General features: G+C 71.8%; 11 protein-coding genes. 8 read left to right on the top strand and 3 right to left on the bottom strand.

The window, feature by feature from the left end; genetic code table 11:
• The first annotated feature begins 116 nt into the window (after positions 1–116).
• From flgH to AX737_RS37390, 5 genes are all read left to right on the top strand, one after another.
• Entirely contained in the window at positions 117–863 is a 747-nt protein-coding gene (gene flgH / locus AX737_RS37370) for a flagellar basal body L-ring protein FlgH (RefSeq protein WP_066924681.1), read from the top strand.
• Between the two features lie 82 nt (positions 864–945).
• Entirely contained in the window at positions 946–2007 is a 1062-nt protein-coding gene (locus AX737_RS37375) for a nitronate monooxygenase (protein WP_066924683.1), read from the top strand.
• 173 nt (positions 2008–2180) lie between these two features.
• On the top strand, positions 2181–3032 hold the full coding sequence (locus tag AX737_RS37380) for an ABC transporter ATP-binding protein (protein ID WP_066924685.1): 852 nt from the start codon (positions 2181–2183) through the stop codon (positions 3030–3032).
• Between the two features lie 19 nt (positions 3033–3051).
• Positions 3052–3837 carry an ABC transporter permease gene (locus AX737_RS37385; protein WP_082773200.1) on the top strand — a complete coding sequence of 262 codons (786 nt, stop codon included), beginning with the start codon at positions 3052–3054 and terminating at the stop codon, positions 3835–3837.
• A gap of 13 nt (positions 3838–3850) precedes the next feature.
• On the top strand, positions 3851–4852 hold the full coding sequence (locus AX737_RS37390) for an ABC transporter substrate-binding protein (RefSeq protein ID WP_066924689.1): 1002 nt from the start codon (positions 3851–3853) through the stop codon (positions 4850–4852).
• A 313-nt stretch (positions 4853–5165) separates the two neighbouring features.
• Here AX737_RS37390 and AX737_RS37395 read toward each other — a convergent pair whose 3' ends face one another.
• Entirely contained in the window at positions 5166–7007 is a 1842-nt protein-coding gene (locus AX737_RS37395; protein WP_066924691.1) for an ABC transporter transmembrane domain-containing protein, read from the bottom strand.
• Positions 7008–7248: 241 nt separating this feature from the next.
• Here AX737_RS37395 and rpmE point away from each other — a divergent pair, with 241 nt between their 5' ends.
• A complete protein-coding gene (gene rpmE / locus AX737_RS37400) occupies positions 7249–7500 on the top strand; it encodes a 50S ribosomal protein L31 (RefSeq protein ID WP_066924693.1) in 252 nt (83 codons plus the stop codon).
• Between the two features lie 140 nt (positions 7501–7640).
• Here rpmE and AX737_RS37405 read toward each other — a convergent pair whose 3' ends face one another.
• Positions 7641–8165, bottom strand: coding sequence for a DUF1465 family protein (locus AX737_RS37405; protein WP_066924695.1), 525 nt, complete (start codon positions 8163–8165; stop codon positions 7641–7643).
• Positions 8166–8607: 442 nt separating this feature from the next.
• Here AX737_RS37405 and AX737_RS37410 point away from each other — a divergent pair, with 442 nt between their 5' ends.
• The gene (locus tag AX737_RS37410) at positions 8608–9912 is read left to right on the top strand and encodes a L,D-transpeptidase family protein (protein WP_066924697.1); all 1305 of its coding nucleotides are present in this window, start codon (positions 8608–8610) and stop codon (positions 9910–9912) included.
• Positions 9913–9998: 86 nt separating this feature from the next.
• Here AX737_RS37410 and AX737_RS37415 read toward each other — a convergent pair whose 3' ends face one another.
• Complete coding sequence (locus AX737_RS37415) at positions 9999–10577, bottom strand: type 1 glutamine amidotransferase domain-containing protein (protein WP_066924699.1); 579 nt, start codon at positions 10575–10577, stop codon at positions 9999–10001.
• Between the two features lie 174 nt (positions 10578–10751).
• On the opposite strand from AX737_RS37415, the gene AX737_RS37420 reads away from it, so the two are divergent.
• Positions 10752–10958: a hypothetical protein gene (locus tag AX737_RS37420; RefSeq protein WP_066924701.1), complete on the top strand. Its 207-nt coding sequence runs from the start codon at positions 10752–10754 to the stop codon at positions 10956–10958.
• The last annotated feature ends 127 nt before the right edge of the window (positions 10959–11085 follow it).

Genomic DNA, 11085 nt, shown 5'->3' with positions numbered 1-11085 from the left:
GTCGTCGTGGGCCAGGGCCGCGTCTCGGTCAGCCCCGCCGGGCCGCAGCGCCAAGCCAGCGCCGCCCTGCCCGGCACCACCGCCCTCCGCTGATCCAGACACGCCGGTCCAAGCCCATGATCCGCTCCGCCCTGCGTCTCCCCCTCCTCGCGCTCGCCTGCGGCGGGCTCGGCGCCTGCAACACCGCCGACCGGCTCTCGCAGATCGGCGCGCAGCCGGTGCTCTCGGCGATCGAGGACCCGACGAGCCAGCCCGGCTACAAGCCGGTGCGGATGCCGATGCCGGACGTGCAGCCGGTCTCCTACGCGCCGAACTCGCTCTGGCGCACCGGCTCGCGCGCCTTCTTCAAGGACCAGCGCGCCGCCCGCATCGGCGACCTCGTCACCGTGAAGGTGAACGTCACCGACCGGGCGAACCTCAACAACGAGACCAAGCGCTCGCGCTCGAACAGCGAGGGCTTCGGCCTGCCGAACGCCTTCGGATTCGAGAAGAGCGCCGGGGTGGCCGCGGCCGGCATCGCCGCCGACAAGCTCCTGAACGCCACCTCCAACACCTCGAGCGACGGCGCCGGCTCGGTGCAGCGGGCCGAGACCGTGACGACGAGCGTTGCGGCGGTGGTCACGCAGGTTCTTCCGAACGGCAACCTCGTGGTCGAGGGCAAGCAGGAGATCCGGGTCAACTTCGAGGTGCGCGAGCTGATCGTGGCGGGCGTGGTGCGGCCGGAGGACATCGAGTCCGACAACACCATCGATTCGGCCAAGATCGCCCAGGCCCGCATCGCCTACGGCGGCCGCGGCCAGATCACCGACGTGCAGCAGCCCCGCTACGGCCAGCAGGTGATCGACGTGCTGCTGCCGTTCTGAGGCGGGTCCGCGCCCCGACGCGCTGGCGCGGGCGGCGGGAAAGGTGCATCGCTCGTTTACCTTCCGAATCGGCGAGGGACGGATGAGCGATCCGCGGCGCGCCTTCTGCGAGCGCTTTGGCCTGGAGCACCCGGTGATCCAGGCCCCGATGATCGGGCCCAAGCCCGCGCTGGCGGCCGAGGTGAGCGCGGCCGGCGGCCTCGGCTCCATCGCCTGCGCGGCGATGAGCCCGGACGGGATCCGCGCCGAGGTCGCGGCGCTGCGGGCGCGGACCGGTCGGCCGTTCAACCTCAACTTCTTCGCGCACCGCCGTGCCGCGCCGGATCCCGAGCGGGAGGCGGCCTGGGCGGCCCGCCTCGCACCGGCCTACCGCGCGCTCGGCATCGACCCCGCGGCGGTGACGCCCGGCCCCGAGCGGGCCCCGTTCGACGCCGGCATGGCCGAGGCCGTGACGGCGTTGCGCCCGCCGGTGGTCAGTTTCCATTTCGGCCTGCCCGAGCCGGAGCTCCTAGCGGCGGTGCGGGCGGCGGGCTGCCGCATCCTCGGCTGCGCCACCACGGTCGCCGAAGCCCGCTGGCTCGCCGAGCGCGGGGTCGACGCCATCATCGCGCAGGGCCTCGAGGCCGGCGGACACCGCGGCCTGTTCCTGAGCGAGGACATCGCCGGCCAGGTCGGCACGCTCGCCCTCGTTCCGCAGGTGGTGGACGCCGTGGACCTGCCGGTGATCGCCGCGGGCGGGATCGCGGACGCGCGCGGTTCGGCGGCCGCCTTCGCGCTCGGCGCCGCGGCGGTGCAGGTCGGCACCGCCTACCTCGCCTGCGAGGCGGCCGGCCTGTCGGCGGTTCACGCGCGGGCGCTGGCGGAGGCGGGCGACGCCGACACGGCGCTCACCACGGTGTTCACCGGCCGGCCCGCCCGCGGCCTCCGCAACCGGGCGATGCGGGAATTCGGGCCGATCGCCCCCGACGCCCCGGCCTTCCCGCGGGCGGCGGTGGCGCTGCAGCCGTTGCGCGTGGCGGCCGAGGCCCGCGGCTCGGGCGATTTCACGCCGCTCTGGGCCGGCCAGGGCGCGCCTCTGGCGAAGGTCCGGGACGCCGCCGCGCTCACCCGCGCGCTTGCCGGGGGCGCGGACAGGCTGCGCTGACGGTCCGCGGCCCCGTTATCATCCCGGGCTCCCGGTGAAAAAATCCGGTTGGCGGTGGCCATTCTGTCTCATCGCCGCGCGTCGCGCGCGATTGATCTCCGCCGCGGGCTCGAGGAAAAGGTCGCCAAGGCCGTCAGGACCACCCACCGGATGACGGCCACGGGAGAACGCGGATGGAGGGCAGCCGGCAAGGCTCGTCCGAGGCGGCGAGCGCGGCGGCGACGCCCCTGCAGGCGGCCGTGCGCCTCGATGCTGTGTCCATCGCCTTCACGCTGAAGGGCGGCAAGCGCTACGTCGCGGTCGAGGGCATCGACCTGGCGGTGCGGCCGGGCGAGTTCGTTGCCGTCGTCGGCCCGACGGGCTCCGGCAAGTCCACGATCCTCAACGCCGCCGCGGGACTGCTGAAGCCCGCCGCGGGCCGCGTCGAGATCTTCGGCCAGCCCCTCCCCCGGCTGAACGCGCGGGCCGGCTACCTTTTCCAGGCCGACGCGCTGATGCCCTGGAAGACGGCGCTCGACAACGTGGCGGTCGCCCTCGAGCCGCAGGGCGTGCGCCGCGCCGAGGCCCGGGAGCGGGCGCGCGCCTGGCTCGGCCGGGTGGGGCTCGCGACCTTCACCGACCGCTATCCCCACATGCTCTCGGGCGGGCAACGCAAGCGCGTGGCGCTCGCCCAGATGCTGATCCGCGATCCCGAGATCCTGCTGATGGACGAGCCCTTCGGGCCGCTCGACGCGCAGACCCGCCAGATCATGGGAAATCTGCTGCTCGACCTCTGGGCGCAGAACCGCAAGGCGGTGATCTTCGTGACCCACGACCTCGAGGAGGCGATCGCGCTCTCCGACCGGGTGGTCGTGCTCTCGGCGGGCCCCGCCGCCCGCGTCGTCGGGGACTTCCCCGTGCCCCTGGACCGGCCCCGCGACATCAGCGAGATCCGTTTGGAATCGCGCTTCCACGACCTCTACCGCGAGATCTGGTCCTGCCTCAGGGTCGAGGTCTCGCGCGCCTATGCCGGCGGCCCGGCCTGACGCGCGGAGATCCCAGACCGTGAACCGCCTCCTGCTCCTCGCGCTCCAGATCGGCGTCGGCCTCGCGGGCCTCGGCATCTGGCACGTGCTGACCGTCTATCCCGTCCTCGGCGAGACGCGGCAGATCCAGTTCTTCTTCTCGACGCCGGGCGCCGTGCTCTCCCGCGCCTGGGCCGAGATGCTGACCCCTGAGATCTGGGGCCATCTCTGGATCACCCTGCAGGAAACGGTGCTGGCCTTCGTGTTCGGCGCGGCCGGCGGCATCGCCTTCGGCTTCCTGTTCGCCCGCAACGCGCTGCTCGCCGCGGTGTTCGATCCCTACATCAAGGCCGCCAACGCCCTGCCCCGCGTGGTGCTGGCGCCGATCTTCGCGCTCTGGTTCGGGCTCGGCATCTGGTCGAAGGTGGCGCTGGGCTTCACGCTCGTGTTCTTCATCGTGTTCTTCAACGTCTACCAGGGCGTGCGCGAGGTGAGCCCGGTGGTGCTCAACAACGCCCGCATGCTGGGGCTGAACGAGCGCGGGCTCCTGCGCCACGTCTACTGGCCCTCGGCGCTCACCTGGATGTTCTCCTCGCTCCACACCGCGGTGGGCTTCGCGCTGGTCGGCGCGGTGGTGGGCGAGTATCTCGGCTCGTCGGCGGGCCTCGGCTACAAGATCCACGAGGCCGAGAGCGTGTTCGACGTCACCGGCGTCTTCGCCGGCATGCTGATCCTCACCGTCTTCGTCATCGTGATCGACGCGGTCGTCACCGTGATCGAGAACCGTCTCCTCGTCTGGCGTCCGCAGGCGGGCGGCCAGGGCTGAAAGGACTGATCCGATGCAACGCCGCAGCTTCCTCCTTGGCGCCGCCGCGGCGCTGAGCCTCGGCCGGACCGCCCGCGCCGAGACCGTGAAGGTCCGCATCGGCGTCGGCGGCAAGCCCCTGCTCTACTACCTGCCGCTGACGGTTGCCGAGCGGAAGGGCTTCTTCAAGGAGGAGGGCATCGAGGCCGAGATCAACGATTTCGGCGGCGGTGCGCGCTCGCTGCAGGCGCTGATCGGCGGTTCCGTCGATGTGGTCGCGGGCGCCTACGAGCACACGCTCCGCATGCAGGCGAAGGGCCAGGACGTGCGCGCCGTGTGCGAACTCGGCCGGCTTCCCGCCATCGTCATCGGCGTGCGCAAGGACCTCGCCAACACGGTGAAGAGCGTGGCCGACCTGAAGGGCCGCAAGATCGGCGTGACGGCGCCCGGCTCCTCGACGGCGCTCGCCGTGCAGTTCGCGATGATCAAGGCCGGGCTCAAGGCCACCGACGCACCCCTCATCGGCATCGGCGGCGGGGCCGGCGCCATCGCGGCGATGAAGAAGGGCGAGATCGACGCGGTCTCGCACCTCGACCCGGTGATCGCGAAGCTGGAGGCGGATGGCGACATCAAGGTCCTGGTCGACACCCGCACGGACGAGGGCACGCGCCAGCTCTTCGGCGGGCCGAACCCGGCCGCGGTCGTCTACACCAAGCAGGACTGGATCGAGCGCCACGGGGTCGGCACCCAGAAGGTGGTGAACGCCTTCACCAAGGCGTTGAAGTGGGTCGCCACCGCGAGCCCGGAGGAGATCGCCGACCTGGTCCCGCCGACCTACCATTTCGGCGACCGGGCCCTCTACGTGCAGGCGGTGAGGAACTCGCTCGCCACCTACTCGCGCACCGGCATCCCGAGCCGCGACGGCATGAACAGCGTGCTGGAGCTGGTCCGCACCCTCGACCCCGAATTGCAGGGCGCGCAGATCGACCTCGCCAGGACCTTCGAGGACCGCTTCGTGAAGCGGGCGATGGAGTAGGCGGGCGTCCGCCGGCGGTTCAGGATGTGGCGCTCCCTGCTCCCCGCGCGCGGGGAGAGGCCCGCGGGCACCCTGTCGTGCCTGAGGGAAGCGCAGGCGAAGCCGCAGCGGCGGTGAGGGGGCTTGAACGGAAGAGACTCCCCCGTCGAAGCCCCCTCACCATCGCGTCGATCCCTCCGGGATCGATACGCCGGCTCGCTTCGGCGACGACGAGGTCGCCGATGCCCTCTCCCCGCACGGCAGGGAGAAGGGATCCGCCGACTCTCGCGGTGGCTGCCCGCAGGAGGCACGGGCTTCCTTGAAGGCGCCGCCGCTACTCCGCCGCCGGCAGCGTCTCCGTCCGCGCCCGCTGGCCCTTGCCGCGGGCGGTCTCGTCCAGCGCGTCGGTGAACTGGAGCGCGGCGAGCTGCGCGTAGAGCGCGCCCTGCGCCAGCAGGCTCTCGTGCGTGCCCGCCTCGACGATCCGGCCCTCGTCGAGGACGAGGATGCGGTCGGCGGCGCGGATCGTGGCGAGCCGGTGGGCGATGACCAGTGTAGTGCGGCCCCGCATCAGCGTGTCGAGCGCCTGCTGCACAGCCCGCTCCGATTCGGCATCGAGGGCCGAGGTCGCCTCGTCGAGGAGCAGGATCGGCGCGTCCTTCAGGATCGCCCGCGCGATGGCGATGCGCTGGCGCTGGCCACCCGACAGCGTCACGCCGCGCTCGCCGATCTGGGTGTGGTAGCCCTGCGGCAGGGCCTCGATGAAGCCGGCCGCGTGGGCGAGCTCGGCCGCGCGCCGCACCTCCGCCTCGCCGGCCTCGGTGCGGCCGTAGCGGATGTTCTCCATCACCGTGCCGGAGAACACGGTCGGGTCCTGCGGCACCAGCGCCATGCGGGCGCGCAGGTCGTCCGGATCGGTGCGGACGAGATCGACGCCATCGACCAGCACGCGGCCCGCCTGCGGGTCGTAGAAGCGCAGCAGCAGTTGCAGCACGGTACTCTTGCCGGCACCCGACGGGCCGACCAGCGCGATGCGCTCGCCGGGCGCCGCGCGGAAGGTGAGACCGTCGAGGGCCGGCTTCTCCTCGCGGGTCGGGTAGGCGAAGCGCACGGCCTCGAAGGTCACGGCGCCGCGGGCGGGGACGGGTAGAGCCACTGGATCGGCCGGCCGGCCGATCGCCGGCTCGGCGGCCAGGATCTCGGCCAGGCGCTCGGCGGCGCCGGCCGACTGCGCCATCTCGCCGTAGACCTCGGAGAGCTGGCCGAGCGCGCCCGCGCCGAACACCGCGTAGAGCACGAACTGCGAGAGCTGGCCGGCGCTCATCTGGTGGCTGAGCACCCCTTGCGCCCCGTACCACATCACCCCGACGACGCTGGTCGAGATCAGGAAGATGGCGACGCCCGTCAGTAGGGCGCGGGCCCGGATCGAGTTGCGGGCCGCCCCGTAGGCCTCCTCCGAGGCCGCGGCGAAGCGGGCGGCGGTGGCCTCCGAGCGGCCGAAGGCCTGCATGGTGCGCACGGCCCCCACGGCTTCGGCCGCGTACGCGGAGGCGTCGGCGAGCCGGTCCTGCGCGGCGCGCGAGCGGCGGCGCACGCCGCGGCCCGAGACGATCAGCGGGAAGACGATGAGCGGGATGGCCGCCAGCACCATCACGGAGAGCCGCGGGCTCGTCACCACCATCATGGCGACCGCGCCGATGAACAGGAACAGGTTGCGCAGCAGGATCGAGATCGAGACGCCGAACACCGCCTTCACCTGCGTGGCGTCGGCGGTGAGCCGCGAGACGATCTCGCCGGACTGCGTGCGGTCGAAGAAGGCCGGGTCGAGCACCGTGAGGCGGGCGAAGACGGCGCTTCGCAGGTCCGCCACCACGCGCTCGCCGAGCGTCGTCACAGTGTAGGTGCGGGCGGCCGAGGCCAGCGCCAGCACCGTGACCACGCCCAGCAGCGCCAGGAAATAGGCGTCGATGACGGCGGAGCCCTCGGCCGAGAAGCCGTGGTCGATCACCCGCCGCATCGCGATCGGCACCGTCAGGGTGGCGGCGGAGGCGGCGGCCAGCGCGACCAGCGCCGCGAGCATGCGGCCGCGATAGCGCGCGGCGTAGGGGAGGAGGGGGCGCAGGGCGCCGAGCGATGCCTTGCCGCGCCCCTCGGCCCCGCGTGTTGTCTTACCCATGGCGTTCCGTTCGGATCCCACCCTGTACGAGTGCGCTTGTTCGCGGACGGAGCCTGGGATATACGCGCGGCTTCATCCGATTGCGCGTGTTGAATGGCCGCGGGCCTCTAGAGACGGGCCGGTCGGCGTTGCACGAGCCGTTGCCATGAACCTCGGGTTCATTGCAACAATTCCAAGAACACCAGGTCAACCCGGCGGGCGGGGCGATCCCCACCCGGACGGCACTGCAGGGACAAAGGTCATGGCGAAGGACGCGGCCGCGAAGGCCAAGGGTACCGAGCACCCCGACTACCACTTCATCAAGGTCGTGATGACCGACGGCAGCGATTACCGGACGCGCTCGACCTACGGCAAGGAAGGCGACACGCTGAACCTCGACATCGATCCGCTCACCCACCCGGCCTGGACCGGCGGCGAGCAGAAGATGCTCGATCGCGGCGGCCGCGTCTCGCGCTTCAACTCGCGCTTCGGCAACCTCGTCGGCCGCCGCTGAGGCGGCGCGCCGGCCTCCGGGACGGCATGAAAAAGGGGCGCCTCCGCAAGGAAGCGCCCCTTTTTTCGTGCCCGCACGGTGCTTCGGGCCCCGTGCGTCCCTCTCCCTCCCCAGAGCGAGAGGGGACGACGGGCGCGTCCTCAGTGGTGCTGGAAGACCGAGCGGAGCAGGCCCTGCTGGGCCGCCACCGGGCTCTCGCGCGGCACCGGGGCCGGACGGTCTTCCGAGATCAGGCCGTCGAGGTGCAGGATGCGGCTGTGCAGGCGACGGGTGCGCAGGATCAGGTTCTGGAGCCGCACCGGTAGCAGGCCGAAGCTCTCGGGCTTCGGCGGCTCGGCGGCGGCGAGCCGCACGCGGTTCTTCTCCTGAAGGGCCTGGCTCGGGGTCAGTTCGCCCTCGGAGACGGCGCGCTGCACCAGGAGCCACGAGGCGACCTGCATCAGCAGCGTGGTCAGCCGCATGCTCTCTGAGGCGTAGCAGAGGGTTGCGTCGCGCGAGATCAGGCGGGACTCCTCGCGGCCCTCGCCGTCGAGATAGGCCGCGGTCTCCTCGACCAGCGCCATGCCGTCGCGGAAGAGGGCGCGGAAGGCCTCCGACCCCACATAGGTCCGGCCGAAATCCACCCAGTCGCGCTCGTCGCGGAACGTGACGTCGAAGCCGTTCATCTTGCCTCCTGAACCCCGGTTCGGGCGGCGTCCCGTGTCGGGATCCGCACGCCGATCGCGTGGTCGTGGACGCAATCCTAGCGCCCCGCGGGGCGATCCGGTAACGATAGCTAAACATAACGTTAATGCGCCGGCGCCGCACCGGCGGCGACGCGCCGGAAGGGGAGGGGCGGGGCCGTGACCGGCGCTTGCCGTCCCGGTGCGGGACGGCCCGGTCCCGAAACGCGACGGTGCGGCTTTTCTGCCACGGCCACGCTCGGGCAGCCGGGCGACGGGACGAGCGGGGCCGTGGCGGGTGCGCCGCCGCACCCGCGCGCCACATTCTGGCCGGGTCCCCATGGGTTCTTAACCGTACCCAGATACCCCGGCGACAAGGGGCGCGGCGGGCGATCCGGCCTGCCGAACCCGTATCTCGCCCACCGACGGACAGAGCCACCGGCCCATGCTGAAACTGGCAACCCTGCGGGTCTCCACGAGCCTCGCGCTGCTCGCCACCGCCGCCACCGCGGGCGGCGCCCTCGCCCGCGAACCGGGCGGCTTCGCCCAGGCCGAGTGGGCGCAGGACTACGCATCGCCCGCCGCCATGCAGGTGCAGCGCTCGTCCACCCCGATCCTGTCGCCCCAGACCGTGGCGGCGACCGAGCAGATGGTCGAGCGCTACAAGGACATCGTCGCCCGCGGCGGCTGGCGGCAGGTCGGCGGCGCCGACCGCCTGCGCATCGGCGCCAAGGGCCCGGCGGTCGCGGCCGTCCGCCAGCGCCTCATCGTCACCGGCGACCTCGACGCGGCCGCCGGCACCTCGGGCGTCTACGATTCCTACGTGGCCGCCGGCGTGAAGCGCTTCCAGGCCCGCCACGGGCTCAGCCAGACCGGCGCCATGAGCCTCGCCACGCAGCAGGCCATGAACGTGCCGGCCGACATCCGCCTGCGCCAGCTCGAGATCAACGCGGTGCGCCTGCGCTCCTACTCGGGCAACCTCGGCAACCGCTTCGTCATCACCAACATCCCGGCGGCCCTCGTCCAGACGGTCGAGAACGGGCAGGTCGTGACCCTGCACGCCGCCGGCGTCGGCAAGATCGACCGCCAGTCGCCGATCATGAACACCAAGGCGACGCAGATCAATTTCAACCCGACCTGGACGGTCCCGGCTTCGATCGTGAAGAAGGACCTCATCCCGAAGATGCAGAAGGATCCGAACTACCTCACCGACAACAAGATCCGCATCCTGTCGGGCGGCGGCGAGATCTCGCCGAAGTCGGTGAACTGGTTCTCGGACGAGGGCACGCGCTACACCTACCGGCAGGATTCGGGCGCCGACTTCAACTCGATGGGGATCGTGCGCATCAACATCCCGAACCCCTACGGCGTGTTCATGCACGACACGAACACCAAGGGCGTGTTCGGCGACGACTTCCGCTTCATCTCCTCGGGCTGCGTGCGCGTGCAGAACGTGCGCGAGTACATCACGTGGCTCCTGAAGGACACGCCCGGCTGGGGCCGCGAGCAGGTCGAGCAGGCGATCGAGAGCGGCAAGCGCATCGACGCCACGCTGACCCAGCCGGTGCCGGTCTACTGGACCTACATCACCGCCTGGTCGACCCCGGACGGCCTCGTGCAGTTCCGCGACGACATCTACAAGCGCGACGGCGTGAACGTGCCCTCGACGATCAGCGCGCCGACGCCGGTCGCCAGCGCCGAGTCGACCATGCCGGAGACCTTCGAGCCCGGCGACGAGGAGGCGAACTGAGGCCTCGGCCCTCGGCGCCTAAAGACAAGAGGCCCGCACGCCGACGGCGTGCGGGCCTCTCTCGTTCTCAGCTCCGGTGCGGCGGGTCAGGCGGCGAGCTGACGGGCCTCGTGCTTGCCCTCGCGCACCTCCTCGATGATCTTGGCCACGAAGGCGTCGAGGTCGCCGGGATTGCGGCTGGTGATGATGCCCTGGTCGGTCACGACCTCCTTGTCGTGCCAGCGCCCGCCCGCGTTGATCACGTCGGTCTTGATCGAGCTGAACGAGGTCACGTCGCGGCCCTTCACGGCGCCGGTCTCGATCAGCAGCCAGGGCGCGTGGCAGATCGCGGCGACCACCTTGCCGGAGGTGAGGAAGCCCTTGATCACCTCCAGCGCCTTCGGCTCGAGGCGCAGCTTGTCCGGGTTGATCTGGCCGCCCGGCAGGACGAGCGCGTCGTAGGCGGCGGCGTCGATCGCCTCCAGATCGTGATCGACCGCGACGTTCTTGCCCCAATCGGTCTTGTCCCAGCCGCGGATCGATTCCTTCGCCTCGCGGGATTTCGGGGCGACCACGTGCACGGTCGCGCCCGCTTCCCGCAGCTTGGTCAGCGGCACGGTCAGTTCGGTCTCCTCGAACCCGTCGGTGGCGAGGATCAGGACCTTGGACTGCTTGATGTCGGGCATGGCGTCGTCTCCCGTTTCGTCGTTGGACTGGACTGGCAACGGGAGCGGCGTCGCGGCGTTCCGCCCGGTGAGGGCAGGGCGGGCCCGCGTCGGCGTCGGGCCGGAACAGGCGGGCGGCGCGGCCGTTAGCCCACACATCCCAGACAGCCAGCCCGACAACCAGGAGATCCGCGCATGGCCAATCCCGGCCTTCCGACGCCCGACCCCGCGCCCGGCGACCTTCCGCCGCCGCCCCAGCCCGACGATCTGCCGGATGTCGGCCCCACCGGCCCGCGCACGCCCTACCCGGTGAACGATCCCGGCATCGGCGAGCCGGGCGGCCCAGGCTCCGAGCCCGACGTCTTTCCCGGCAGCCCGACCGATCCGGGCGTGCGGATGTAGCGGGCGCCGTCTTCCTCCCCCCGCGGGGGAGGAGCCTCCCGGCCGGAGGCCTCAGTGGCCGCCGTGCGAGGCCCGCACGTCGCGCGGCGCGTTCAGGATCTCGGCGAGGCTCGTCGCGACGTGGCGG

The organism is Methylobacterium sp. CCH5-D2 (assembly GCF_001556475.1).
Lineage (GTDB): Bacteria > Pseudomonadota > Alphaproteobacteria > Rhizobiales > Beijerinckiaceae > Methylobacterium > Methylobacterium hispanicum.
The sequence above is the reverse complement of the archived record's forward strand: the minus strand, read 5'-3'. Positions and strand labels throughout refer to the sequence as shown.

Coding starts and splice junctions, on each gene's coding strand:
- AX737_RS37375 (WP_066924683.1), top strand. CDS start 946: ATGAGCGATCCGCGGCGCGCCTTCTGCGAGCGCTTTGGCCTGGAGCAC.
- AX737_RS37420 (WP_066924701.1), top strand. CDS start 10,752: ATGGCCAATCCCGGCCTTCCGACGCCCGACCCCGCGCCCGGCGACCTT.
- AX737_RS37390 (WP_066924689.1), top strand. CDS start 3,851: ATGCAACGCCGCAGCTTCCTCCTTGGCGCCGCCGCGGCGCTGAGCCTC.
- AX737_RS37415 (WP_066924699.1), bottom strand. CDS start 10,577: ATGCCCGACATCAAGCAGTCCAAGGTCCTGATCCTCGCCACCGACGGG.
- AX737_RS37405 (WP_066924695.1), bottom strand. CDS start 8,165: ATGAACGGCTTCGACGTCACGTTCCGCGACGAGCGCGACTGGGTGGAT.
- flgH (WP_066924681.1), top strand. CDS start 117: ATGATCCGCTCCGCCCTGCGTCTCCCCCTCCTCGCGCTCGCCTGCGGC.
- AX737_RS37380 (WP_066924685.1), top strand. CDS start 2,181: ATGGAGGGCAGCCGGCAAGGCTCGTCCGAGGCGGCGAGCGCGGCGGCG.
- AX737_RS37395 (WP_066924691.1), bottom strand. CDS start 7,007: ATGGGTAAGACAACACGCGGGGCCGAGGGGCGCGGCAAGGCATCGCTC.
- AX737_RS37410 (WP_066924697.1), top strand. CDS start 8,608: ATGCTGAAACTGGCAACCCTGCGGGTCTCCACGAGCCTCGCGCTGCTC.
- rpmE (WP_066924693.1), top strand. CDS start 7,249: ATGGCGAAGGACGCGGCCGCGAAGGCCAAGGGTACCGAGCACCCCGAC.